This window comes from Actinomadura citrea, assembly GCF_013409045.1.
GTDB classification, from domain to species: Bacteria; Actinomycetota; Actinomycetes; order Streptosporangiales; family Streptosporangiaceae; genus Spirillospora; species Spirillospora citrea.
On record NZ_JACCBT010000001.1, the window covers coordinates 5,057,815 to 5,081,289 of the forward strand.

A 23,475-nucleotide genomic window follows, 5' to 3' on the forward strand; every position below is an offset into this window, starting at 1 on the left:
TGTCCGCGGTGGCGGACAGCCGTCCAGGGCCGGGAGGGTGCGATGCGGCGCAGGGCACCGCTGGCGCTCCTGCTGTGCGGGGCCGTCGCGGGCTGCGGCCAGAGCGCGCGCGGCGCCGACGTGCCTCCGCCGACCGCGCCTCCGGCTTCGGCCCCCGCGCCCGCCGTGGACCCGCCTCCCGCGACCGAGGTCCCCACGCCCGCGACCGGCAGGCCCGCGCCGCTCGGACGGGCGGCGGGGTGGCGCATCACCACGTACTACACGGCGCTGGAAAGCCTCTACCACGGCGAGCGGAAGGCGGTGCGCGGCTGTGCCCGCTTCCACTGCTCGCACGGGAGGACCCCGCTCGGCTCCTACCCGAAGGACTTCCTCAAGGTCGTCCAGACCGAGGGCAGCGGGCGCCTCACCGAGGGGCCCGAGCGGGGCCGGTACCTGAACTGGTCGCACAGCGTCGGCTTCTGGCTGGACGACACCACCCGCGACTCGCGGGGGCGCCCGCTGCGGGCGTGGGCGTCGGCGGCGGCCGACAGGTCCGTCCTGGCGCGGGGCCGGCGGTTCGCGATCGTCGACTGCGGCAAGGACGGCAACGGCCGCGCCATCGGGGACGAGGTGTGCACGGCGTTCCGGAAGGCCCGCTGGACGGTCACCGACCTGTTCCGTCCCGGATACGGCGGCGAGGACCACGCCGACGTCTACATCGGCGAGGAGAAGGGCTCGCGGCTGGCCGGGTCGCCGTTCTACACGACGCTGCGCGGCGCCACGCTCGAGCCGTCCTGAGACGTCCGGTGACGGGGCGCGCCTAGGACGTGACGCGCTCGACCGGGCACGGCGAGGCGAGGCGGGTCGGCTGCGTCCGGCCCCGCAGCGTGACCTCGCCTCCGAGCGACCAGTGCGCCGCCTCCTCCGGCCCCGCCTCGGCGAGGATCGAACCCGCCGCCAGCACGCGCTCGGTGGTGGTCTTGGCCATGTCGGTGAGGCGGGCCGCCTCGTTCACCGGGTCGCCGATCACGGTGTACTCGAACCGCTCCTCGGCGCCGATGTGCCCGGCGACGGCCTCGCCCGCCGAGACGCCGACGGCGGCGCTCAGCGCCGGAACGTCCTCGCGCAGCCGGCGGGCCAGTTCGCGGGACGCGGCGAGCGCGCGGGCGGGCGCGCCGTCCAGCGCGAGCGGCGCCCCGAAGATCGCCAGCGCGGCGTCGCCCTCGAACTTGTTGATCCAGCCGCCGTGCGCGCCGATGACCTCGACGACCACGGCGAAGAAGTCGTTCAGCAGCCGGACGACCTCGGCCGGCGGCCGGTCGGCGGCCAGCCGGGTGGAGCCGATGATGTCCACGAAGATCACCGCGACCTCGCGCGACTCGCCGCCGAGGTCGATGCCGCGCTCCACCGCGACGCGCGCGGCGTCCGCGCCGACCTGGCGGCCGAACAGGTCGCGCAGCCGCTCGTGCTCGCGCAGCCCGGCGGCCATGTGGTTGAACCCCGCCTGCAGCAGCCCGACCTCGCTTGCGTCGTAGACGGGGACCTCGACGTCCAGGTCGCCGCGCTCGATCCGGGCGAGGCCGAGCCGCACCGACTCGACGGGGTCGGCGATGGCGCGGGCGGCGCCGTAGGTCACGCCGAGCCCGACGACCAGCGCGATGCCGCCGAGGGCGAGGACGGCGACGGCGAACTCCCGCACGGTGATCCTGGCGATGACGAACGACCCGACCGCGAGGGTGATCAGCCCGAGGATCGGGATGGCGGTGCCGAGGCCCCAGGCCAGCACGGACCGGGCGACGACGCCGGGCAGTCCCGTGCGGCGCGGCATCTCGCTGCGCAGCGCGGTGGTCACCGCGCGCCGCAGCAGCCGCTCGGTCAGCAGGTAGACGACCGTGCAGGTGGTGAGGCCGCCGAGCAGGCTCGTCAGGCCCAGCTTGACGGCGAGCAGGCCGGAGAAGGGGGCGTTGATGACGACCCAGCCGACCGTCCCGATCCCCCACAGCGTCAGGTGCAGGGCCATCAGCCGCAGCGGCCCGTACAGCAGCAGGGAGCGCTCGTGCCGGTCGGGCTCGTCGTGCCGCTCGACCATGCGCCGGACGCGGCGGAAGAACCGCTCGCCGAGGACGAGGCCGACCGGGACCGCGGCGGTGACGTAGAGGATGAAGACGATCAGGTTGATGAGCCGGAGCCGCTCGGACACCTCGCCGACGGGATCGGGGACGACGACGGCGAACGCGAGCACGACCAGCGCGCCGCCGAGGTTCGCCAGCCCGGTGGCGATCCGCACCAGGACCCTGGCCCGGTGGGCGATCTGGGCCCGGGTGTCGTCCGGGCCGCCGTCGATCAGGCGCCACAGGGGGCCGAGCACGCTTCCCGGCCGGCGCCGGGGGCGGGGGGCGGTCTCGGCCCTTTCGGTCTTCATGAGCGAGGAGATTATCCGGTCGAATCCCCCCGGGCCCCACCGCCGGTGAGCGACCTCGCCGAGGGATTGCTCACTCAGGTGCGGATCGGCTCCAGCACTCGGTGCGGGTTGCGCAGAACCATGCTGACCGGGTCGGTGCGGTGGCGGACGCCGGGCCCGGCGTGGATCTCCAGCTCCTCCGGGGCGACGTGCCGCCCGCACGCCGCGCACCGCCCGTCCGGCCCGATCTCGGTGCCGCAGGCGAGGTGGACGAAGACGCGGCTCGGCTCGGCGGACAGGTGGGCCTCCGCCCAGCGGGCGAGGGCGTGGACGGCGGGCCACAGGTCCTTGCCCATGTCCGTCAGCACGTAGTCGTGCCCGTCCTTGACGAGCACGCCGGCGTCGACCATCGACTGGAGCCGCGCCGACAGCACCGCGCGGGGGATGTCCAGGTGGACGAGGAAGTCGCTGAACCGGCGGACGCCGTAGAAGGCGTCCCGGACGATCAGCAGCGTCCAGCGCTCCCCCACGACCTCCAGCGCGCGGGCCAGCGAGCAGTCCTGCGCCGCGTAGTCCTTGCCGAGTGCCATGCCACCACAGTACCCACTGGAGGGTTCAATGATTGAACTCTCTCGTGCTACCGTCACCACGTTGAGTTCGTTCAATGAACTTGGAGACCGCATGACGACTCTGGCGACCCCCCGCGCCGCGAGCGGCGCGCCGGGCACCGCCGCCGCGCTGACGCTGCCGGCCGCGGCCACCCTGCTGGCCCTGATGAACTACTGCGCCCCCGCGGCGACGCTGGCCGACACCGCGCGCGGCCTGCGCGCCGGGGGGACCGCGCAGATCTGGCTGATGAGCTCGATCAGCCTCGGCCTGGCGGCGGCGCTGATGGCCGCGGGCAGCCTCGCCGACGACCACGGCCGCAGGCGCACCTTCGTGATCGGCGCGGTGGCGCTCGCCGTCTCCAGCGTCGCCTGCGCGCTCGCGCCCAACGCCGCGGTGTTCATCGCGGGCCGCGTCGCGCAGGGCGCGGCCAGCGCCGCCCTGCTGGTGACCGGGCTCGGCATCATCGGCGCCTCCTTCGCGCCGGGGCCGCGGCGGGCGAGGGCCGCCGGCATGTGGGGCGCGATGGTCGGCCTCGGCATCGCGCTCGGCCCCATCGCGGCGGCCGGGCTGACCGCGGCCGGCGGCTGGCGGCTGTGGTACTGGGCCACGGTCGCCGCGTCCGCGGTGCTCGCCGCGGCGGCGTCCCGCGCGCTCACCGAGTCCCGGGCCGAGCGCCCGCGCGGCGTGGACGTGCCGGGCCTGGTCACCATGAGCCTCGGCGTGGCGGCACTGGTGGCCGCGATCACCTGGGGCCGCACCGGCTGGACGGCCCCGGGCGTCCTCGCGCTGTTCGCCGCCGCGGCGGCCCTGCTGTCCGCGTTCGTCCTCGTCGAGTCGCGGCGGCGGGAGCCGATGGTCGACCTGGCGCTGTTCCGGCGGCCGGCGTTCCTGCTCTCGGTGACCGGGGCGCTCGTCACCGGGCTCGCCGTGATCGGGGTCATGACCTATCTGGCGACGATGATGAGCCTGGTGATGGGCCTGTCCCCGATCGCGGCGGCGCTGGTGCTGGCCATCTGGTCCGGGCTGTCGTTCCTCGTGGCCTTCCAGGCGCACCGCCTGCCCGCGCGGCTGCCCGTCCGGCGACTGCTGGCCGCCGGGTTCGCGCTCGCCGGCGTCAGCGAGCTCACGCTGGCGGGCCTGAGCCCGGACGCGCACTGGTGGCGGCTCGCCCCGGGCCTCGCCGCCGCCGGCGTCGCGAGCGGCCTGACCAACGCGATGCTGGCCCGGCTGGCCGTGGAGAGCGTCCCCGCCGACCGCGCGAGCATGGGCGCCGGCGCCAACAACACCGCCCGCTACATCGGCGCGTCGCTGGGCGTGGCGATCGTCGGGGCGATCGCGACGGGTTCCGGGCACGACGCGGCCTCGCTGGCGCACGGCACGAACGTCGCGATGGTCGTCTCGGCCGTCACCGCCCTCGCCTACGCCGTCCTCGCCCTGGTGATCCGGGAGCGGGCCCGGACCTCCTGAACTCCATCAGGCGAGTTCCTCGATGAAGGCGGCCAACTGGGTCAGGTTCCGGCACTCGTACATGGGGAGGAGCTCGCCGTAGCGGGACGCGGCGGAGTCGCCGGTGTCCCACTGGGCGCGCGGCTCGGGGTTGAGCCAGTAGGCGTGCCGGGCCCGGTCCGCCATCGACCGCACGATCGGCAGGGACAGCTCCCCGTAGTTGGACCGGGCGTCGCCGAGGATCAGCAGGGACGTCCTGGAGGTGACGGCGTCGCGGTACCTGTCGTCGAACACCTTGAAGGCGTGGCCGTAGTTGGACCGGCCCGTGATCCACACGAGGTCGGCCTCGGCGGCGAGGCGGGTCATCGCGCCGGTGATGTCCGCGCCCGGCGCGAAGTACTTGGTGATCTCGTCGGTGGCGTCGATGAACGCGAACGCGCGGACCTTGCTGAACTGCTCCCGCAGCGCGAACGTCAGCAGCAGCGTGAAGTGCGCGAACGCCGACACCGAGTCGCTGGCGTCGCACAGCACCACCAGCTCGGGCCGGTGCGGGCGCCGCGGCCGGTGATGGGTGGTGAGCGGCACTCCCCCGCTGGCCAGGGACGCGCGGACCGTGCGGCGGAAGTCGAGCCGGCCCCGCCGCCCGTGGCGCTGCTTCTGCACGAGCCGGGACGCCAGCTTGCGCGCCAGCGGATACACCTCGCGGCGCAGCGCCTCCATCTCGGCGCGGGTCGCGCCGGCGAAGTCGAGCCGTTCCAGCGGGGGGCGGACCGCGATGCGGGCGGTCCGCTCGACGCCGGTGTCCTCGGCGATGCGGCGCCGCACCTCGCCCGCGACGAGGCCGGAGAAGCGGGCGATGCGGTCGCGGAACGTCCGGCGCGCGACGCGCTCGGCCATGCCGCCCCGCTCCCGCCCCGTCAGGACCGACTCCAGCAGCCGCGCCATCAGGGTCTCGGGCGACAGCGCGCTCAGCACGCCGGAGGAGAACCAGGACTCCTGCCCCGGCGTCCGGCCGTACTCGGCGACGGCCGTCCGGGCGAACCGGCGCAGCCCGGCGTCGTCCCCGGACAGGAGCAGCTCGGCGAGCTCGTCCCGGCGCCGCCGCACCTGCGGGTCGAGCGCCGCCGGGACGGGACGTCCGTCGTCGTCGAGCGTCCTCGCCGGGCGCTCGGGGTCGCGCGCCGCTCCCGCGCCGTCTCCGACGGCCGCCGGGAACCACAGGTCGAAGAGCGTGTCGAACGTCGCGCGGTGCTGGGGCCGCTTGACGACCGTCGCGGCGTAGGCGGCGCGCAGCGACTCTCGGTCGAGCAGGTCGACGGCCCGCACGGCGCGCACGGCGTCGAGCCCCTCGGCGACCGACACCGGCAGCCCGGCCCGCCGCAGCTCCGCGACGAACCCGGTGTGCCGGTCGACGAGTGAGGCCATGTCAGCCGCTCAGCCCGAGTTCCTTGGCGGCGCGCTCCTGGTCGGAGACGTGCTTGAGGACGACGCCGAGCGTGCGGCCCACGGCGGCCTCGTCCAGGTCGTCCAGGCCGAGGGCCAGCAGGGTGCGCGCCCAGTCGACGGTCTCCGCGATCGACGGCGCCTTCTTGATCTCCAGGTCGCGCAGGGTGCCGACGGTGCGGACGAGCTGCTCGGCCAGCTCCGCCTCGATGCCCGGCACCTGCGCGAGGACGATGTCGCGCTCCCGGTCCGGCGCCGGGTAGCCCAGGTACAGGTAGAGGCAGCGGCGCTTGAGCGCCTCCGACAGCTCCCGCGCCGCGTTCGAGGTGATCAGCACGAAGGGCCGGCGGACCGCCGAGACGGTCCCGAGCTCGGGGATCGTGACCTGGAAGTCCGACAGGATCTCCAGCAGCATGCCCTCGACCTCGACGTCGGCCTTGTCCGCCTCGTCGATGAGCAGGACGGTCGGGTCGCTGCGGCGGATCGCCGCCAGCAGCGGCCGCTCCAGCAGGAACTCCTCGGAGAAGATGTCGTCGTGGGTCTCCTGCCAGGCGCGGTCGGCGGGCGCGGCCTGGATCGCGAGGAGCTGCTTCTTGTAGTTGAACTCGTAGAGCGCGCGGGCCTCGTCCAGGCCCTCGTAGCACTGCAGCCGGATCAGCTCCGCGCCGGTCGCCGCCGCCACGGCCTTCGCCAGCTCCGTCTTGCCGACTCCCGCCGGGCCCTCCACCAGCAGCGGCTTGCCGAGCGCCTGGGCCAGGAACACCGTCGTGGCGATCGCGTCGTCGGCGAGGTAGCGGACGTCGGCGAGCCTGCGCCCGGCGTCGGCGGGTGAGGCGAACATCGCGTCGGTCATCCCTTGCCCTTCCGCGCGGCGACCTTCTTGTAGGTCTGGTTGGTCCCGGCGAACACGAGCGACGCCTTGTCCTCGCTGAGGGCGACGCCCCAGTAGGACGCGGACTTGGGGTCGCCGCCGTTCCACGAGAAGCGGTACCTGCCGCCGCCCTCGGGGATGGCCGAGCCGCTCCACAGCCTCTGCCTGCCCCGCACCCACACGCCGTTGCCGTCGGCCGTGAACTGGAAGTAGTCCTTGGCGGCGCCGACCCAGCGTCCCACCAGCGGCTTGACCTCGGAAGGCTTCACCGCCGGGAGCGGCGCCAGCGTGGTGGGCGGTGCGGACGGCGCCGCGTCCGCGGCCTGCTTCTCACCGCCGCCGCAGCCCGCGAGGGCCAGCCCGGCCGCGACGGCGCAGGCGGCGAGGATGGTCGAACGGGCCCGCACTGTCACGGAGACCTCCGTATTTCCTGGGACGGGAGCGGAATCCTACCGGCGCGTCCGCTCACACCTGAGGGGTAGCCGCCACATGGCACCCGGGGGTGACGCGGGCGCCCGGACCGCCCGTCTATAACGGTGTCATGACGACCCCACGACTGCCTCGCGAGGACCTCACGGCGGCCATGGCGGCCCGGCGCGAGCTGGGGCCCGACTACGACGACGCCTTCATCGAGACGGTCGTCGACCGCATCGAGGAGACCCTCGACGCCCGCACGGCGGCGCCGCGCGCCCGCCGCCGCGCCCCCGCCCCCGAGCCCCGGAGCGGCGACCGCGATCACAGCCTGGCCATGGCGATACTGTCGCTGCTCGCCGCGATCCCGCTGAGCGCGATCGGCGTCGTCAACGCCGGCCTCCCCGGCCTTCTCATCGCCCTGGCCGGCATCGTCCTCATCAACTTCACCTACATCTTCCGGCCCAGATGAACCCAGGGGTAGCGCCCCCTGGAACCCCCGTCACGACGGGCAGGCGCGTTGCGCTCGCTCCACGCGCCTGCCCGTGATGAGGGCGGAGGACCGGGCCTGGCCCGGCTACTTTCCTGGTTCGGGGTCCCTGGGGAGGCCGAGGATGCGTTCGCCGATGATGTTGAGCTGCACCTCGGTGGTGCCGCCGTAGATGGTCATCGCGCGGCTGAACAGCATGGCGCGGCCCACGATGCCGCTCTCGGCCATCGGGACCTCGGTGGCCGCGGCCGCGCCCTGCGCCGCCCAGCAGTGGTCGGCGACGTCCTGGTTGAACTGGACTCCGAGCAGCTTGCGGACGCTGGCCTCCGCGCCCGGCTCCACGCCGTTCAGCTGCTTGAGCGTGGTGCGCAGGCCGAGCAGGTCGATCGACTGGCCCTGGGCGACGAGCCTGCCGACCTCGGCGGCCGCGACCGCGTCCAGGTCCCGGTTCGCGAAGAACCGCAGCAGCTCGGGGACGCCCATGCCGAGGCCGCCGCCGGTCGACAGCGACACCCGCTCGTTGGACAGGGTGTTGCGCGCGACCTGCCAGCCCCGGTTCACCTCGCCCACCACGCGGTCGTCGGGGACGAAGACGCCGTCCAGGAAGACCTCGTTGAACAGGGCGTCGCCGGTCAGCTCCCGCAGCGGGCGGACGTCCACGCCCTCGGACGCCATGTCCACGAGGAAGTAGGTGATGCCGTCGTGCTTGGCGGCGGAGGGGTCGGTGCGGGCGATGCAGAAGCCCCACTGGGCGTGCTGGGCGAGCGACGTCCAGATCTTCTGGCCGGTGAGCTTCCAGCCGCCCTCGACCCGCTCGGCCTTCATCGACAGGGACGCCAGGTCCGAGCCGGCGCCCGGCTCGGAGAACAGCTGGCACCACACGATCTTCCCGCGCAGCGTCGGCCGCAGGAACCGCTCCTTCTGCTCGTCGGTCCCGTAGCGGACGAGCGAGGGCACCAGCCAGGCGCCGATCCCGAGGTTGGGCGTCTTGACCTTGGCGGCCCTCAGCTCCTGCTGGATGAGGATCTGTTCGACCGGCCCGGCCTCGCGGCCCCAGGGCCTGGGGAAGTGCGGGACGGTCCAGCCCTCGTCGCCGAGGCGCTCGGCCAGCGCGTCCTTGTCCTCGATCGCGGCCAGCTCGGCGATCTCGCCGCGGATCCGCTCGCGCAGCGGCTGGGCGTCCTCGTCCAGCTCCAGCACGACCTCGCGGCGCCCGCCGTCCAGCGCGAGCGCGGCGACCTTGGCCGCCCAGCCCTTGGACGGGCCGAGCAGCGACCGCAGCGTGAGGGCGCGGCGCAGGTAGACGTGGGCGTCGTGCTCCCAGGTGAAGCCGATGCCGCCGAGGATCTGGATGGCGTCGCGGGCGGTCTGCACGCCGGCGTCCAGCGCGATGACGGCCGCCACGGCGGCGGCGAAGCCGGCTTCCTCGGTGCCCTCGTCCAGGGAACGGGCGGCGTCCCACGCGGCGGCGCGGGCCTGCTCCAGGGCGATCAGGCTGCGGGCGGCCTTGTGCTTGACGCCCTGGAACTGCCCGATCGGGCGGCCGAACTGCTCGCGGACCTTCGCGTACTCGGCGGCGGTCGTCACCAGCCAGCCGGCCAGGCCCGCGGCCTCGGCGCCGAAGAGCGCGGCGGCCAGGTCCCGTACCCGGCCGGTGGTGAGGCCGTCCAGGACGCGGTCGGCGGCGACGGCGGCGCCGGAGACCTCGACGGAGGCGACGCGGCGGACCCGGTCCAGGCTCGCCACCGGGGTGACGGCGAGGTCGGACGCGTCCACCGCCACCCACTGCTCGCCGTCGTCGACGGCGACCGGCAGGACGAGCACGTCGGCGAGCGCGGCGCCGAGCACGGTGGCCGACGTCCCCGACACCACCAGCGAGTCGCCCTCGCGGCGGCCGGTCAGCTCGCCGTCCAGCGCGACGGCCGCCGTCCGCGACCCGTCGGCGAGGCCCGGGAGCAGCTCGGCGCGCAGCTTGGCGTTGCTGGAGGCGTCGATGACCGTGCTGGCGAGCACGGTCGGCAGGAACGGTCCGGGCGCGGCTGCGCGGCCCAGCTCCTCCAGCGCGACCGACAGTTCCAGCAGGCCGAAGCCCTGCCCCCCGTGCTCCTCGTCCAGGTGCAGGCCCAGCAGGCCCTGTCCGGCGAGGGCCGGCCAGAACCCGGGCCTGGTCTCCTCTTCCGCGTCCAGCGCGGCCCGGACGGCCGTCGCCGTGATGTTGCGCTCGGCGAAGCCGCGCACCGATTCGGCGAGCGCCTCATGCTCCTCGGTCAGCCCGATGGCCATGCGTCAACCCTCTCTCGACCCTTTTGACCGAGATTCTAGAACAGCATTCGGATGCTGTGGGGACGCGGCCCCGCTCTCAGCCCTCGCGTGTCGCCCGGGTCTCCGCCTCGGCGGCGGGCTCGGCCTTCGGGAGCGGCTCGCGGGACGGCCTGCGGCCCGCGGCGAGGCTGGCGACCGCGGTGGCGGCCAGCGTCCCGGCGATCACGGCGAGGGACAGCCAGATCGGGATGTCCGGCGCCCACCCGGCGCCGTACTCGTGCAGCGCGTGCAGGATCAGCTTGACGCCGATGAACCCGAGGATGAACGCCAGCCCGTGCCCGAGGTAGACGAGGCGGTCGGCGAGGCCGCCGAGCAGGAAGTACAGCTGGACGAGGCCCATCAGCGCGAACGCGTTGGCGGTGAAGACCAGGTACGCCTCGGTCGTCAGACCGAAGATGGCGGGGATGGAGTCCAGCGCGAACAGCACGTCGGTGGAGCCGATCGCGATCATGACGATGGCCATCGGGGTGACCAGCCGGCGCCCGTTCCGCCGGGTGAGGAACCGGCTGCCGTCGTACTCATCCGACGTCGGGATGACGCGCTTGGCCCAGCGCAGCAGCGCGTTCTCCTTGAACTCGTCCTCGTCGCCGCCGCGGACCAGGCCGATCGCCGTCCAGATGAGGAACGCGCCGAAGAGGAAGAACACCCAGGTGAAGGTCGCGATGGCGGCGGCGCCGACCGCGATGAACGCGCCGCGCAGCACCAGAGCGATCACGATGCCCGCCATCAGCACCGTGTGCTGGGCGTGCTTCGGCACGGCGAACCGGGCGAGGATCACCATGAACACGAAGAGGTTGTCGACGCTGAGGCTCTTCTCCATGACGAAGCCGCCGAAGTACTGCGCGGCGTACTCCCCGCCGGAGAACGCCCAGACGCCGAGCCCGAACAAGGCGGCCAGGCCGATGTAGACCACCGACCAGAACGCGGCGCGGCGGGTGGTGAACTCCCGCGTGTCGTTGCGGTGGATCAGGAACAGGTCGGCGGCGATGATCGCAAGGATCGCCGCGATGGTGAGGCCCCAGACGAGAGGGGAGACCGACAACGTGAACACCTCCGGCGGACATGAGACGAGCGCCGGAGGTCTCTCCCGCCCTGTGATCGGGTACGGGCCGCGGAACCCGGGCCGGCATGGGCCGACCGTATTGACGAGAACCGCGCGCGGGGATACTCCCCTCCGTTACCCGCTTCAACGCGGGCCGCGCCGGGACGGTTCCCCTCCCCCGCGATTTTTCCGGCCCGGCCGTCGAACCGGAGCGCCGGAGGCGGCGTCTAAGGTCCGGTCAGCTCCAGGTACAGCTCCGCCAGCTGCTCGACGGCGTCGTCCTCGCCGGGCAGCAGCGCGGACCGCCGGGCGGCGGCCGCGCCCAGCCGCGCCGCGAGCGCCGGGTCGTCCAGGACGCGGCTCACCGCGCGTCCGAGCGCATCGGCGTCGTTCGGCGGCACCAGCAGCGCGGCGTCGGACTCGGGCCCCTGCAGCAGCGAGGCCCCCTCCTCCCGCTCCTCGGCGCCCACCATGCCGGGGATCCCGCCGACGCGGGTCGCGATCAGCGGCCGGCCCGCCCGCAGGATCTCCTGGACGACCAGAGGCTGCCCCTCCCACACGCTCGGCACGACCGCCACGTCGCAGGCGGCCAGCAGCCCGGCGACGTCGGAGCGGCGGCCGAGCAGCCGGACGGGCAGGTCCTCCGCCTCGATCCGGGCGCGCAGCCCGTCCTCCAGCGGCCCGTCGCCCGCGATCGCGACGAGCGGCGGGGGGGTGCGTCCCGCCCACGCCGCCGCGGCGTCCAGCAGCGTCGGCAGGCCCTTCTGCTCGGCGAGGCGGGCGACGGTGACGACCAGCGGCCGCTCCCCCACGCCGATCTCGGCCCGCAGGTCGGCGCGGGCGGCGGGGCCGGGCGGCGCCTGCGGCGCGGGCGCCGGGACGATCGCGTGCCCGACCGACCGGGCGCCGAGGGCCCGCATCCGCTCCTCCAGATCGGGCGAGACGCCGAGGACGCGGGTGGCGCCACGCGCCACGACGCGTTCCAGCACCCCGTAGACCGCCGCCGTCCGGCCCCCGGTGATGACGGCGTTGTGCAGCGTGACGACCAGGGGCGGGCCGCCCCGCGCGAACCGCAGCGGGCCCGGCACGACGCGCGCACACGCCGCCACCGTGAGGGCCCCGGCGCGCAGGCCGTGGGCGTGGACGACGTCGGCGTCGCGCAGGAGCCGCCGCAGCCGGCCGACGGCCCTGGCGTCGCTCGCCGGGCGGGGCCGGTCGGCGAGGTCGACCTCGGCGAACCGGGCGCCGCCGGCGCCGAACCCGAACAGCTCGTCGGTGGCGGCGGGCCCGCACACCACGACGCGGGCGCCGCGCTCGACCAGGCCCTCGGCGACGGACCGGACGTGGCGGCCGACGCCGCCCGCGCTCGTGCCGAGGACGAGCGCGACGCGCAGCCCGTCCAGATCCTGCCTGTCAGACATTGCGGGTGACCTTCCGGCTGAGGACGGCCCGCAGGTCCCGGCCGTCGATCACGAATGCGATGATCAGGAAGACGGCGCCGGCGGCCAGCGCCGCGAGCGCTCCGGTCCCGACGTTGCGCAGCTCCCCGGCCGGGCCCGTCCCGCCGAGGCCGAGCAGCGCGGCCGTCGCGTATCCGGCGGCGCCTCCGGCCGCGGCGCCGAGCAGCCCGGCGGCCAGGGCCCGCGGCACGCCGCGCACGGCCGCGGCGCCCCTCGCGCGCACCAGCGTCACGAGCAGCAGGGCGCCGGCGACGGTCATCCCGACGGCGTTGCCGACGCCGAGCGCCGCCACGACCCACTGCCGGTCGACCGACAGCACCAGCGCGACCTCCGCGACCATGACGACGATCCAGCCCGCGACCACGGCGGCCGCGCCCATCCGCCCCCGGTGGCACGCGTACAGGACGCGGCCGAGGTGCGCGACGAGCCCGTAGCCGAGGAGGCCGGGCGCGAACGCGAGCACCGCGCGCGACAGCACCTCCTGCTGGTCGGGGTGGCCGGGGTTGAACACCGCCGCGACGGGCACGGCGACGGCGGCCAGCGCGGCGGCCCCCGCGCACGACACCAGGATCACCGCGCGGGTCGTGGACGCGGTGACCTGGTCGAACCGGTCATGGTCCGCCGCGCTCATCCGCGCCGACAGCAGCGGGAACGCGCTGGTCGCGATCGGCACCGCGAGGATCGCCCACGGCAGGAGGTAGATCGCCCACGCGTACTGGTAGTTGGCGAGCGCGCCACGGGTGCCCTGCGAGCTGAGGCGGACGACCAGCAGCGTCGCCAGCTGCTGCGCCGCGACCGTCGCGATCCCGGCCGCCGCGAGCCGCCGCACGCGCCGCGCCACCCCGTCGGGGAAGCGCAGGGTGGGCCGCAGCCGCAGGCGCAGCCGCCACGCGGCGACCGCGGCCGTGGCGGCCATCGCGACGCCGCCGAGCGCCGTCCCGATCGCCAGCGTCAGCTCGGCTCCGAGCGGCAGCCCGGCCAGGTCGTTCTCGAAGCCCTTGCCGAGCGGCGCGTAGACGACGTAGGCGCCGATCACCACGAGGCTCGACACCAGCGGCGCGAGGGCGGGCGCGACGAACCGGCGGTGCGACTGCAGCAGCCCGTACAGCACGACCGCGATCCCGTACATCACCATCTGGACGGACTGGATCGCCAGCATGTCCCCGCCGACCCGCACGACCTCGCCGCGCGAGCATCCCTGCGGGTCCTCGGCCACCGCCAGTTCCATGAGGGGGTGGGCGAGGAGCGCCATCAGCGCCGACAGCGGCACCATCAGCACGACGATCCAGGTGAGCAGCGCCGACCCGGTCCGGCGGACCTCGTCGCGGTCGCCGCGCTCGGCGGGCCCGGCCAGCACCGGCACGACCATGCTGGCGAGGGCGCCGCCCGCGACGATCTCGTAGACGCTGCTGGGGAGCTGCGTGGCGCTGAAGTACGCCTGGCTGAGGCACGACGTGGTGACGGTCTGGGAGAAGGCGTAGGTGCGCCCGAACCCGGCGAGCCGCGCCAGCACGGTGATGACCGCGATGACGACGGCGGCCCCGGCCAGACCGCCGGTCAGCCGGCTCGCGGCCGACCGCCGCCGGGGCGGCGGTGGCGCTTCGGATGGGGGCACGGTAGGCGAAGGCACGCTCGTCGAGATCTGCGGGGGGCTTCCGGCGGGCTAGGCGGGGTCGCCGACGCCGTCGCCCGCCCGGTCGGCCTGCGGCGGGACGGCCGGGCGGTACGCGTCCTCGGTGTCGGGTTTCGCGGTCTCCCGCTCCCCGGCCTCCCGCTCCCCGGCCTCCTGCCTCGCGGCTTCGGGGGCGGCCGGGGCGGGGACGGCGACCGGGCGGCGGCCGAGCATGTCGACGCGGTTCAGCACCGGATTGCCCGCGATGACCTTGGTGAAGCTGACGAACTCGCTGGCGGCGTTCAGCCCGGCGACCCCGGCGAGGACGGCGAGCCGCGGCCCCCGGCCGAGGCGGGTCGCGGCGAGGCCGAGCAGCGCGCCGAGCGCGTTGGCGCCGGTGTCGCCGAGCATCGCGCGCTCACCGAGGTCCTCGGGGAGCAGCGCGGCGGCGGCGCCGAGCGGAGCGGCGACCACGGCGGAGCCCGAGCGGGTCAGCGCCAGCGGCGTCCCGGCGATGAGGCCGACCTTCACGGCCCGCCCGGGGCGCAGGTCGAACAGGTTCATCAGGTTCGCGGACCCGGCGACGACGGCGCCGTTCACGAGGGTGTCGAACGCGCGGCCCGTCCGGGTCGGGGCGGGCGAACCGGCGACGGCGGCGGCGGCGAGCCCGGTCGCGCCGATGCCGAGGATCTTCACCGCGCCGCTGGTCACCTCGCCGCGCGCGAGCGCGGTCAGATGGCCTTTGAAGCCGCGGGAGGACGCCGAGCCGGCGAGGTCGTCGTAGCCGCCGAGGGCGCCGGAACCTGCGCCGGCCAGCAGCGCGGCGGCGCGGATCCGGCCGGTGGCGCCGGGGGCCAGCAGCCCGGCCGCGGCGGCGCCCGCGACGAACGCGGGGCCCTCCAGCAGCGTGACCGGCTCACCGCGGTGGTTGGTGCGGCCCCAGACCTGCTCGCCGGGCAGCCCGTTCAGGCCGGGCGGGCGCCGCGTCAGCGCGGTGTAGGCGGCGCGCGCCGCCACCGCGCCGAGGCCGACGCCGGCCGCCAGCCGCGTGCTCCTGGCGATGCCACGTCTCATCAGGTCACCCGTTCTCCGCCGTGGGCGCGGGCGAGGGCAGGTAGCCGCTCGCACCGGCGCCCGTGCCGTACTGCCCGGACTTGCCGCCGATCTCGTTCTGCAGCGCCAGGATCGTGACGACCTGGCCGGCCGCGGTGTCCACCACGTCGACGGTGGAGACCGCGTCGGCGGCGTCGGAGTCGCGCAGCGCCGCGATGAGCCCGCCCTCCTGCGCGGAGGTCGGCGGGCCACCGACGACGGTACCGCGCCCGGCGCCGTCGAGTGCGGAGGCCAGCGAGATCAGTGCCTTGTTGTCGTCGCCGCCGCCGGCGTAGGCGTACGCGGCGGCGGGCGCGACCATGACGGCGAGGGTGGCGTGCTGGCCGGGCTTGCCGCTGGTGGTGACGTATCCGGCCTGCTTGAAGCCGTTGAGGACGGCGCCTCCGGCGGCGTCCTCGCGGCCGGACTTGGCGGGGTCCTTGGTGACGAGCGCGTTCGCGAGGACGGCGCCCGCCTTGCCGTAGGCGCCCGCGTTCTCCGGGAACTTCACGTCGCCGGCCTTGAGCTGCGTGGCGAGCTCGTCGACGGTGGTCTGCTGGTCGTCGTCCAGGAGCTTCTTCTGGATCGTGACGCGCCCGGTGACGGCGGCGCCGGAGTCCTTGGCCAGCCGGCTGATCTGCTCGATGCTGTCGTTGCCGGCGCCGGGCGTCTCGATCAGCACCACGGACTGGCCCTTGAGCCGGTCGGCGACGATCTGCGGCGAGAGCACCTTGGTGAACTGCTCCTCGCCGTCCAGCTGGTGCCGCAGGTCGCGCTGCGCGAGCCGCGCCTGCTGGGCCGTCTTGGCCGCCGAGTTGGCCTGCTGGCGCAGGGTGTCGCTCACCGAGTTGGACAGCGTGGTGGAGCCCAGCACGATGCCGAGCGCCAGCGCGAGGAAGATCGCGACGATGGAGACGAGGTGGTAGCGGAAATCGATCACGTGAAGAGTCCGGTCAGCCAGAAGAGGAAGGCGTGCCAGCGGTCGGCGAGCAGGGGACTGATGACGTCCCCTGCCGGGGACATGGCGACGGCGGTGACGATGGCGATGAACGCGCCGAGGACGAGGAACAGCAGCGACCAGGTGGAGATCCGGCTGCGGTAGAGCCTGCTGACGCCCTTGGCGTCGACGAGCTTGCTGCCGACGCGGAGCCGGGTGAGGAACGTGCTGGCCATGCCGGCGCGCCCCTTGTCGAAGAACTCCTCCATGTTGGCGTGCGTGCCGACCGCGACGATCAGGGTGGCGCCCTTGTCGTCGGCGAGGAGCATCGCGATGTCCTCGCTGGTGGCGGCGGCGGGGAAGACCACGGCGTCCTTGCCGAGCTCGTGCACGCGCTTCAGGCCCGGCGCGCGGCCGTCCCGGTAGGCGTGCACGACGAGTTCGGCGCCGCAGGTGAGCGCGTCGTCGGAGACCGAGTCCATGTCCCCGACGATCATGTCCGGGCGGTAGCCGGCCTCCAGCAGCGCGTCGGCGCCCCCGTCCACCCCGATCAGCACGGGGCGGTACTCGCGGATGTAGGGGCGCAGGGTCGCGATGTCCTCGCGGTAGTGGTAGCCGCGCACGACGATCAGGGCGTGCCGCCCGGAGATCCTCGTGGCCACCTCGGGGACGCCGACGCCGTCGATGAGCAGGTCGCGCTCGCGCTTGACGTACTCCATCGTGTTGGCGACGAACGCCTCCAGCTGGGAGGCGAGCCCGGCCTTGGCCTCGGTCAGCGCCTCCTCGATGGACTCGGCGGTCTGCTCGGTGCCCTTGGCGACGACCTCCTCGCCCCGGTGCACGGCCGGCCCCTCGACGCGGACCTGGTCGCCCTCCTGCAGCTTGCTGAAGATCTCCGGTCCGACGTCGTCGACCAGCGGGATGCCGGCCTCGATCAGGATCTGCGGCCCGAGGTTCGGGTACCGGCCGGAGATGCTGGGCGCGACGTTGACGACGGCGCCCACCTCGCGCGACACCAGCGCCTCGGCGCTGACGCGGTCGAGGTCGACGTGGTCGATCACCGCGACCTCGCCGGGCTGCAGCCGCTTGGTCAGGTCCTTGGTGCGGCGGTCGAGCCGGACCGTCGCGCTGACCCCGGGCCGCCCGTCGTCGCGGCCGCGGCCCAGCGTGAGCACGCGCCGGGGCAGCCTCTGGGCCAGCCGGAGGCGTCGCTCTGCGGTGGGTGACGACTCGTTCATCAACTGCCATCCTGCCAGAGCACGGGAGCGGACGCCGGAAAGGCCGATCTTCCAGGCGTGTCCGTTCGGGCACTCTCTGTAGTCTTTGCCGGAGCGGACGGTGGCCCGCGGCGGCGCTGACGTGGGGTCTTCGGCCGCCGCTACCGTTCCTCGGCGGCCATGGCGAGCAGTTCCTCGGCGTGCGCGCGGCCGAGCTCGGAGTCCTCCAGGCCGGCCAGCATCCGCGACAGCTCCCGGACGCGTCCCTCCCGGTCCAGGGCGGTGACGCCGCTGCTGGTGACGGTTCCGTCGTCGGACTTCTCCACCAGCAGGTGCTGGTCGGCGAACGCGGCGACCTGCGGGAGGTGCGTGACGACGATCACCTGGGCGTTGCGGGCCAGCCGCGCCAGCCGCCGCCCGATCTCCACCGCGGCCTTGCCGCCGACGCCCGCGTCGACCTCGTCGAACACGAACGTCGGGACGGGGTCGGCGCCCGCGAACACGACCTCGATCGCCAGCATCACGCGGGACAGCTCGCCGCCCGAGGCGCCCTTGTGCAGCGGCAGCGGCGGCGACCCCGGGTGCGGGGCGAGCCGGACCTCGACCTCGTCGACGCCGTGCGGGCCGTAGTCGCCGCTCGGGGCGACGGTGACGACGACGCGGGCGTGCGGCATCGCCAGCGCGGTCAGCTCCTCGGTGACGGCCTCGGAGAACCTCTCGGCGGCCCGGGTGCGGACCGCGGTCAGCTCCGCGGCCTCGGCGGCGAGCCGTTCGGTGAGCTCGGCGTGCTCGGAGCGCAGCTCGTCGATGCGGTCGTCGTCGCCCTCCAGCTCCGCGAGGCGGGACGCGGACCTGCGCGCCCACTCCAGGACCTCGGTGACCGTCCCCTCCGTCCCGCCGTACTTGCGGGTCAGGGCGGTCAGCTCGGCACGCCGCTCCTGGACGGCCGCGAGCCGCGCCGGGTCGGCGTCCACGGACTCGGCGTAGGACGCCAGGTCGGTGCCGACGTCGGAGACCAGGTAGCCGGCCTCGGCGAGCCGGTCGGCGAGCGCCGCGAGCTCCGGGTCGTGGTCGCGGACGACGTCCAGCGCGTTGCGGGCCTGGCCGAGCAGGCCCGTCACGTTCGCGGCCTCGAACGCGGCGACGGGGTCGCCGAGCAGGGCCTCGTGGGCGGTGTCGGCGGCGCCGCGCAGCGCGTCGGCGTGCCCGAGGCGCTCCTCCTCGGCGGCGAGGTCGGTGTCCTCGCCGTCCTTGGGGTCGACCTTCTCGATCTCCTCCAGACCCAAGCGGAGCAGCTCGGCCTCCTGGGTCCGCTCGCGCGCACGCGTGGTCAGCTCCTCCAGCAGCGCGCTGACCTGGCGGTGCCGCTGGTAGGCCTTGGTGTAGGCGCGCATCGGCTTGGTCAGCGCACCGCCCGCGTACCGGTCGAGCGCGCCGCGCTGCCGCGACGACTGCAGCAGGCGCTGCTGGTCGGACTGCCCGTGCACGGCGACCAGGTCGTCCGCCAGGGTGATCAGCACGCTGACGGGGACGGACCGGCCGCCGAGGAACGCGCGGGAGCGGCCCTCCGCCGACACCGAGCGCGTGACGATCAGGGCACCGTCGTCCAGCTCGCCGCCGGCGTCCTCGACCCGTTCGACCACGCGGCCGCCCGGATCGACGACGATCCGGCCCTCCACCGTGGCGCGCCCCGCGCCGGGCCTGACCCGCTGCGGGTCGGCGCGGCCGCCGAACATCAGCCCGAGGCTGGTGACCACCATGGTCTTGCCCGCCCCGGTCTCCCCCGTCACCACGTTGAAGCCCGGCGACAGATCGAGCACGGCCTCGTCGATCACCCCGAGGCCCTGGATCCGCACCTCATCGACCATCGGACGCACCAGCGTCACAACCCTCCGCAACCAGATCCCCGATCAGCGCCTGTGGAGATTATCCCCTCTGCTCGTCCGCCGCCTCCCCGTCCGGCCCCGGGGGCGCACCCTGCGGCGGGAAGCCGGGGCCCGGGTATCCGGCGATGCCTCCGGCCGCCGGGGCGTCCCCGACCTGGGAGTCCCCGAGCGGCGGGGACGGCCGGGACGGCTGGCGGACCCGCCCGCGCCAGCCCGTCACGGGCAGCCCGAACTTGGTGACCAGCCGGTCGGTGAACGGGGTGAGGTGCAGCCGCGCGAGCCGCACCGGCTCGGCGCCGCGGCGGACCTCCACCCGCGCGCCCGGCGGCAGGTCGAGCGTGCGGCGCCCGTCGCACCACAGCACCGCGCGGGGCGTGTCCGGCAGCACCTCCACCGCGACCGACGAGCGCGGCGAGACCACCAGCGGGCGCGCGAACAGCGAGTGCGCGCTGATCGGCACGACGAGCATCGCCTCCACCTCAGGCCACACGACCGGGCCGCCGGCGGAGAACGCGTAGGCGGTGGAGCCGGTCGGGGTGGCGCACACCACACCGTCGCAGCCCCAGTTGGACAGCGGCCGGCCGTCGATCTCGGCGACGACCTCCAGCATCCGCTCCCGTTCGGCCTTCTCGATGCTGGCCTCGTTCAGCGCCCACGTGGTGCCGAGCACGGTGCCGTTGCGGCGGGCGGTGACGTCGACGGTCATGCGCTCCTCGACGTCGTAGCGGCGGGTCATGACCCGGTCGACGGTGGCGGCGAGGTCCTCGCGCTCGGCCTCGGCGAGGAACCCGACGTGGCCGAGGTTGACGCCGAGCAGCGGGGTGCCGGAGCTGCGGGTGAGGTCGGCGGCGCGCAGCAGCGTCCCGTCACCGCCGAGGACCATGACGACCTCGGCGCCGTCGGCGGCCGCGGCGGTGCTGGGCATGACCTCCACGCCCGTGCAGCCGATGTCGTCGGCCTCGCCGTCCAGGACCCGCACGCAGATCCCGGCCTCGCTGAGCCGCTCGATGACCAGCTGCGCGCTGCGGACCGCCTCGGGCCGCCCGGTGTGCGCCACGACCAGCACCGACCTTGTGCTCATGCTCCCGCCCCACTCCCCGACGCGCTCCGGCGTACAGCCGTCTGGACGAACGCCCCGGCGCGGGACGTCCCAGGTTTCGACGCCCTCTGTGGGCGCGGTGCACCGCCGCTCACTGCGGGCCCTCCGCGATGGCCTTCGCCAGGGCCTCCTCGTCCAGCGGCGGGGCTCCCGCGCGCAGCCACAGGAAGTACTCCACGTTGCCGGACGGCCCCGGCAGCGGGCTCGCCGCCACCCCGAGGACGCCGAGGCCGAGCGCCGCCGCGTGCCCGGCCACCCCGCGCACCGCGTCGGCGCGCAGTTCCGGGTCGCGGACGACGCCGCCCGCGCCGACCCGGTCCTTGCCGACCTCGAACTGCGGTTTCACCATGACCGCATAGTCGGCCTCGGGGGCCGCGCACCGCTGGACCGGCCCGAGGACGAGCCTGAGCGAGATGAACGACAGGTCGCCGACGACGAGGCTCGGCCGCGCGCCGTCGAGCATCCCCGGCTCCAGGTCGCGGATGTTGACCCGCTCCAGGACGGTGACGCGGTCGTCGGTCCGCAGCGACCAGGCGATCTGCCCGTACCCGACGTCGACCGCGTACACGTGCGCCGCGCCCGCGCGCAGCAGGACGTCGGTGAACCCGCCGGTCGAGGCGCCCGCGTCCAGGCAGACCCGGCCCCGGGCGTCCAGGCCCGCGAACGCCTCCAGCGCGCCGGCGAGCTTGTGCCCGCCGCGCGAGACGTACTCCGGGCCGCCGCCGTCGTCGGCCACGACGATCGCGGCCCCGGCCTCGACCTGCGTGGCCGCCTTAGCCGCGGTCTGCCCGCCGACGCGGACCCGGCCGTCGCCGATCAGCTGCCCGGCCTGCTCCCGCGACCGGGCCAGCCCGCGGCGCACCAGCTCGGCGTCCAGGCGGCGCCGGCTACTCACGGGGGCGCAGGGCGTCGGGGAAGGCGGGCCGGGGCTGCGCCGGCCGCTCGTCCTGGTCGGCGGAGGCGAGGAGCTCCTGGAGCCGCTGGTGGACGTCCTCGAAGACCTCCACGTGCGCGGCGACGGGCCGCCCGCCGAGCTGGCCGAGGAGGGCGACGGCGGCGTCCACGCGGGGGTCGCCGGTCGGATCGGGCGGCGGCGCCGCCGGGAACTCCGGCTCCTCCGCGGCCTCGTCGGACATCACGTTTACCTCCCAGTGCTCCCGGAGCGCACGCGACGAGTCGCCTCCGGCTCACCATGAACGCTACCGTCCCTGAACGACATCGATGCCGGACGAACGGGGAACTGCCTGACCATGGCGAACGAGGAGGAGTGCCGTGCGGCGCTGGAGCGCGTCGCGGCGCGCCTGGCGGAGGTGGACGCCGACCGGCTCGCCGAGCACGTCGTCGAGCGGACGGTCAGCTGCCGGGTCGCGGACCTCGGGCTGGCCTTCCGCAGCCGGCTCCACGGGGGCGGCCTCGACCCGTTCGAGCGCGACGAGGACCCCGGGGCCGCGCAGGTGCGCCTCACCGTGGACAGCGACGACCTCGTCGCGATGGCCTTCGACGAGCTGAACCCGGCCAAGGCGTGGACCGCCGGCCGCCTGAAGATCGAGGCGAGCATCTTCGACCTCCTCCGGCTGCGCAAACTCCTCTGACCGGCGTCCGGCCGGGCCGCCACCGGCGGCCACGGCCCCGGCTTCAGAGCGACAGGGTCTCCAGGGCCTCGGTGAGGGCCTCCGGAGGCGGCGGCCTCTCGGTCTCCCAGGCGGCGGACGCGAGGGCGCGGAGGCCGTCGTGGGGGTCGCCGGATCCGCTGAGCGCGAACGCGTCCCCGTCGCGGCGCGCCGTCCAGCCGCCGCACCGGTGGGCGCCGTCCTCCCGGACGGTCTCCGGGTGCGGGACGAGCAGGCCGGACAGGTCCGGCGCGAGGTAGGTGGGGCGCCGGTGGGGCGGGGCGGTGAGCGCCTGGAGGTGGCCGGTGACGCCGGTGAAGACGAGGAGACTGTCGGCGCCGCCGTTGTGGGCTCCCTCGATGTCGGTGTCGAGGCGGTCTCCGACCACCAGCGGGCGCTCGGCGCCGGTGCGCAGGATCGACTCCTGGTGCAGCGGCCGTTCGGGCTTGCCGGTGATGATCGGCTCCACGCCGGTGGCGGCGCTGATCACGCGGAGGAGGGCCCCGTTGCCCGGGTGGGGAGGCCCCTCGCCGCCGGGGATGGTCAGGTCGCCGTTGGAGCCGACGAACAAGGCGCCCGCGCTGACCGCCTGGGCGCCCTCGGACAACAGCCCGTACCCGAGGTCGGGGTGGTAGCCCTGCACGACGGCGGGGGGACGCCGCGACGCCGTCGACACCGGGCGCAGGCCCCGCTGGTAGAGGGCGTGGCGCAGCCCCATGCCGCCCACCACGAGCACTTCCGACCCGGCGGGCAGGCGTTCGGCCAGCAGGCGGGCGGCGGCCTGCGCGGAGGTCACCACGTCCGACGCCTCGGCGGGGACGCCGACCTCGGTGAGCAGCGCCGCGACCGCCGACGGCGTCCGCGAGGCGTTGTTGGTCACGAACGCCAGCCGCTGCCCCGCCGCGCGTGCCTTCGCGAGCGACTCCGCCGCCGCGGGGACGGGCCTGCGGCCGACGTAGACGACCCCGTCCAGGTCGAGCAGGGCGACGTCGTACGCCTCGCTCAGGGGACGTTCGCTGCCTTTCATCGCGCTCCTCATGCCTGTCATGCCTGCGATCGTACGGGGGTTGTTACCGACGGGTAAGGGGTGGGTCAGCGCCGGGCCGCGAGCGTGGCCCTGGCGTGCTGCAACGCCCGCGCGTAGTCCTGGTTCTCCGGGCGCATGGCCGCGGCGAGCGCGAGATGCTCGACGGCGGCCTCGAAGTCGCCCATCCGGCTGAGCGACAGCCCGAGCCCGAACCGCGCGTAGTCCTCGGCGGGCTCCTGCTCCACGATCCCGCGGAAGCTCTCGGCCGCGGCGCCGAACTGCCGCGCCCCGAACTGGGCGCGGGCGAGCGCCTCGCGGATGCTGTGCGACTGCGGCTCGGCCTCGGCCGCCCTGGTCAGCAGCTGCAGCGCCGCCGCGGAGCTGCCCGCCCGCAGCAGTTCGAGGCCCCGCGTGTACCACTCGTAGACACCGCCCCGCGGCCAGTCCGCATGCTCGCCCGGGTCCTCTCCTGGGGAATCCTGCGGCCGTCCGGGTCCTTGAGTACTCATGTGGACCTCCCC

At 74.9% G+C, this 23,475-nt stretch carries 21 protein-coding genes and 1 pseudogene; 4 read left to right on the top strand and 18 right to left on the bottom strand.

Going from position 1 to position 23,475, the window contains the following annotated elements:
- Positions 1-42 precede the first annotated feature (42 nt).
- Positions 43-777 (top strand): hypothetical protein, encoded by a 735-nt coding sequence (locus tag BJ999_RS23685; protein ID WP_229810295.1) that lies wholly within the window; start codon positions 43-45, stop codon positions 775-777.
- A gap of 22 nt (positions 778-799) precedes the next feature.
- On the opposite strand, the gene BJ999_RS23690 is transcribed toward BJ999_RS23685, so the two are convergent.
- Positions 800-2,401 (bottom strand): adenylate/guanylate cyclase domain-containing protein, encoded by a 1,602-nt coding sequence (locus BJ999_RS23690; protein ID WP_179835319.1) that lies wholly within the window; start codon positions 2,399-2,401, stop codon positions 800-802.
- 74 nt (positions 2,402-2,475) lie between these two features.
- The gene (locus BJ999_RS23695; RefSeq protein WP_179835320.1) at positions 2,476-2,970 is read right to left on the bottom strand and encodes a winged helix-turn-helix transcriptional regulator; all 495 of its coding nucleotides are present in this window, start codon (positions 2,968-2,970) and stop codon (positions 2,476-2,478) included.
- 91 nt (positions 2,971-3,061) lie between these two features.
- On the opposite strand from BJ999_RS23695, the gene BJ999_RS23700 reads away from it, so the two are divergent.
- Complete coding sequence (locus tag BJ999_RS23700; RefSeq protein WP_179835321.1) at positions 3,062-4,456, top strand: MFS transporter; 1,395 nt, start codon at positions 3,062-3,064, stop codon at positions 4,454-4,456.
- A 6-nt stretch (positions 4,457-4,462) separates the two neighbouring features.
- On the opposite strand, the gene BJ999_RS23705 is transcribed toward BJ999_RS23700, so the two are convergent.
- Genes BJ999_RS23705 through BJ999_RS23715 form a run of 3 tightly spaced genes read right to left on the bottom strand, consistent with a single transcriptional unit; the run spans position 4,463 to position 7,162 of the window.
- Positions 4,463-5,860, bottom strand: coding sequence for a vWA domain-containing protein (locus BJ999_RS23705; protein ID WP_179835322.1), 1,398 nt, complete (start codon positions 5,858-5,860; stop codon positions 4,463-4,465).
- A 1-nt stretch (position 5,861) separates the two neighbouring features.
- Positions 5,862-6,731: an AAA family ATPase gene (locus BJ999_RS23710; RefSeq protein WP_179835323.1), complete on the bottom strand. Its 870-nt coding sequence runs from the start codon at positions 6,729-6,731 to the stop codon at positions 5,862-5,864.
- Positions 6,728-7,162: a hypothetical protein gene (locus tag BJ999_RS23715; protein ID WP_229810294.1), complete on the bottom strand. Its 435-nt coding sequence runs from the start codon at positions 7,160-7,162 to the stop codon at positions 6,728-6,730. The genes BJ999_RS23710 and BJ999_RS23715 overlap by 4 nt, the downstream gene beginning before the upstream one ends.
- Positions 7,163-7,290: 128 nt before the next feature.
- Between BJ999_RS23715 and BJ999_RS23720 the strand changes: the two genes are divergently transcribed.
- Entirely contained in the window at positions 7,291-7,632 is a 342-nt protein-coding gene (locus BJ999_RS23720) for a hypothetical protein (RefSeq protein WP_179835324.1), read from the top strand.
- A 105-nt stretch (positions 7,633-7,737) separates the two neighbouring features.
- Here BJ999_RS23720 and BJ999_RS23725 read toward each other — a convergent pair whose 3' ends face one another.
- The 11 genes and pseudogenes from BJ999_RS23725 to BJ999_RS23775 form a co-directional block, all read right to left on the bottom strand.
- Positions 7,738-9,933, bottom strand: a complete 2,196-nt coding sequence (locus tag BJ999_RS23725; protein ID WP_179835325.1) for an acyl-CoA dehydrogenase family protein — start codon at positions 9,931-9,933, stop codon at positions 7,738-7,740.
- 76 nt (positions 9,934-10,009) lie between these two features.
- Positions 10,010-11,014 (bottom strand): TerC family protein, encoded by a 1,005-nt coding sequence (locus tag BJ999_RS23730; RefSeq protein ID WP_179835326.1) that lies wholly within the window; start codon positions 11,012-11,014, stop codon positions 10,010-10,012.
- 227 nt (positions 11,015-11,241) lie between these two features.
- On the bottom strand, positions 11,242-12,435 hold the full coding sequence (locus BJ999_RS23735) for a glycosyltransferase (RefSeq protein WP_179835327.1): 1,194 nt from the start codon (positions 12,433-12,435) through the stop codon (positions 11,242-11,244).
- The gene (gene murJ / locus BJ999_RS23740) at positions 12,428-14,089 is read right to left on the bottom strand and encodes a murein biosynthesis integral membrane protein MurJ (RefSeq protein WP_179835328.1); all 1,662 of its coding nucleotides are present in this window, start codon (positions 14,087-14,089) and stop codon (positions 12,428-12,430) included. Before murJ ends, BJ999_RS23735 begins: the two co-directional genes overlap by 8 nt.
- A 48-nt stretch (positions 14,090-14,137) precedes the next feature.
- Complete coding sequence (locus BJ999_RS23745; protein ID WP_179835329.1) at positions 14,138-15,160, bottom strand: hypothetical protein; 1,023 nt, start codon at positions 15,158-15,160, stop codon at positions 14,138-14,140.
- Positions 15,161-15,164: 4 nt separating this feature from the next.
- Entirely contained in the window at positions 15,165-16,118 is a 954-nt protein-coding gene (locus BJ999_RS23750) for a copper transporter (RefSeq protein ID WP_179835330.1), read from the bottom strand.
- Complete coding sequence (gene steA, locus BJ999_RS23755) at positions 16,115-17,353, bottom strand: putative cytokinetic ring protein SteA (RefSeq protein ID WP_179835331.1); 1,239 nt, start codon at positions 17,351-17,353, stop codon at positions 16,115-16,117. Before steA ends, BJ999_RS23750 begins: the two co-directional genes overlap by 4 nt.
- A gap of 140 nt (positions 17,354-17,493) precedes the next feature.
- On the bottom strand, positions 17,494-19,200 hold the full coding sequence (gene recN / locus BJ999_RS23760) for a DNA repair protein RecN (protein ID WP_179835332.1): 1,707 nt from the start codon (positions 19,198-19,200) through the stop codon (positions 17,494-17,496).
- A 202-nt stretch (positions 19,201-19,402) separates the two neighbouring features.
- A pseudogene (locus BJ999_RS23765) lies at positions 19,403-20,299 on the bottom strand (NAD kinase); the annotation flags it as partial.
- 109 nt (positions 20,300-20,408) lie between these two features.
- A complete protein-coding gene (locus tag BJ999_RS23770) occupies positions 20,409-21,212 on the bottom strand; it encodes a TlyA family RNA methyltransferase (RefSeq protein ID WP_179835334.1) in 804 nt (267 codons plus the stop codon).
- The gene (locus BJ999_RS23775) at positions 21,205-21,453 is read right to left on the bottom strand and encodes a hypothetical protein (protein ID WP_179835335.1); all 249 of its coding nucleotides are present in this window, start codon (positions 21,451-21,453) and stop codon (positions 21,205-21,207) included. Before BJ999_RS23775 ends, BJ999_RS23770 begins: the two co-directional genes overlap by 8 nt.
- Positions 21,454-21,567: 114 nt before the next feature.
- Here BJ999_RS23775 and BJ999_RS23780 point away from each other — a divergent pair, with 114 nt between their 5' ends.
- Positions 21,568-21,909, top strand: coding sequence for an SCP2 sterol-binding domain-containing protein (locus BJ999_RS23780; RefSeq protein WP_179835336.1), 342 nt, complete (start codon positions 21,568-21,570; stop codon positions 21,907-21,909).
- 43 nt (positions 21,910-21,952) lie between these two features.
- On the opposite strand, the gene BJ999_RS23785 is transcribed toward BJ999_RS23780, so the two are convergent.
- Together BJ999_RS23785 and BJ999_RS23790 are read right to left on the bottom strand one after the other, a co-directional pair.
- Positions 21,953-22,954 carry an HAD-IIA family hydrolase gene (locus tag BJ999_RS23785; RefSeq protein ID WP_179838770.1) on the bottom strand — a complete coding sequence of 334 codons (1,002 nt, stop codon included), beginning with the start codon at positions 22,952-22,954 and terminating at the stop codon, positions 21,953-21,955.
- A gap of 65 nt (positions 22,955-23,019) precedes the next feature.
- Positions 23,020-23,463, bottom strand: a complete 444-nt coding sequence (locus BJ999_RS23790) for a tetratricopeptide repeat protein (protein WP_179835337.1) — start codon at positions 23,461-23,463, stop codon at positions 23,020-23,022.
- Positions 23,464-23,475 lie beyond the last annotated feature (12 nt).

What these genes read in the sequence shown, in the direction of transcription:
- BJ999_RS23725 (WP_179835325.1), bottom strand. Translation starts at nt 9,933, where the DNA reads ATGGCCATCGGGCTGACCGAGGAGCATGAGGCGCTCGCCGAATCGGTG.
- recN (WP_179835332.1), bottom strand. Translation starts at nt 19,200, where the DNA reads ATGGTCGATGAGGTGCGGATCCAGGGCCTCGGGGTGATCGACGAGGCC.
- BJ999_RS23720 (WP_179835324.1), top strand. Translation starts at nt 7,291, where the DNA reads ATGACGACCCCACGACTGCCTCGCGAGGACCTCACGGCGGCCATGGCG.
- BJ999_RS23780 (WP_179835336.1), top strand. Translation starts at nt 21,568, where the DNA reads ATGGCGAACGAGGAGGAGTGCCGTGCGGCGCTGGAGCGCGTCGCGGCG.
- BJ999_RS23695 (WP_179835320.1), bottom strand. Translation starts at nt 2,970, where the DNA reads ATGGCACTCGGCAAGGACTACGCGGCGCAGGACTGCTCGCTGGCCCGC.
- BJ999_RS23685 (WP_229810295.1), top strand. Translation starts at nt 43, where the DNA reads ATGCGGCGCAGGGCACCGCTGGCGCTCCTGCTGTGCGGGGCCGTCGCG.
- BJ999_RS23735 (WP_179835327.1), bottom strand. Translation starts at nt 12,435, where the DNA reads ATGTCTGACAGGCAGGATCTGGACGGGCTGCGCGTCGCGCTCGTCCTC.
- BJ999_RS23705 (WP_179835322.1), bottom strand. Translation starts at nt 5,860, where the DNA reads ATGGCCTCACTCGTCGACCGGCACACCGGGTTCGTCGCGGAGCTGCGG.
- BJ999_RS23710 (WP_179835323.1), bottom strand. Translation starts at nt 6,731, where the DNA reads ATGACCGACGCGATGTTCGCCTCACCCGCCGACGCCGGGCGCAGGCTC.
- steA (WP_179835331.1), bottom strand. Translation starts at nt 17,353, where the DNA reads ATGAACGAGTCGTCACCCACCGCAGAGCGACGCCTCCGGCTGGCCCAG.
- BJ999_RS23790 (WP_179835337.1), bottom strand. Translation starts at nt 23,463, where the DNA reads ATGAGTACTCAAGGACCCGGACGGCCGCAGGATTCCCCAGGAGAGGAC.
- BJ999_RS23700 (WP_179835321.1), top strand. Translation starts at nt 3,062, where the DNA reads ATGACGACTCTGGCGACCCCCCGCGCCGCGAGCGGCGCGCCGGGCACC.
- BJ999_RS23775 (WP_179835335.1), bottom strand. Translation starts at nt 21,453, where the DNA reads ATGTCCGACGAGGCCGCGGAGGAGCCGGAGTTCCCGGCGGCGCCGCCG.
- BJ999_RS23745 (WP_179835329.1), bottom strand. Translation starts at nt 15,160, where the DNA reads ATGAGACGTGGCATCGCCAGGAGCACGCGGCTGGCGGCCGGCGTCGGC.
- BJ999_RS23785 (WP_179838770.1), bottom strand. Translation starts at nt 22,954, where the DNA reads ATGAAAGGCAGCGAACGTCCCCTGAGCGAGGCGTACGACGTCGCCCTG.
- BJ999_RS23690 (WP_179835319.1), bottom strand. Translation starts at nt 2,401, where the DNA reads ATGAAGACCGAAAGGGCCGAGACCGCCCCCCGCCCCCGGCGCCGGCCG.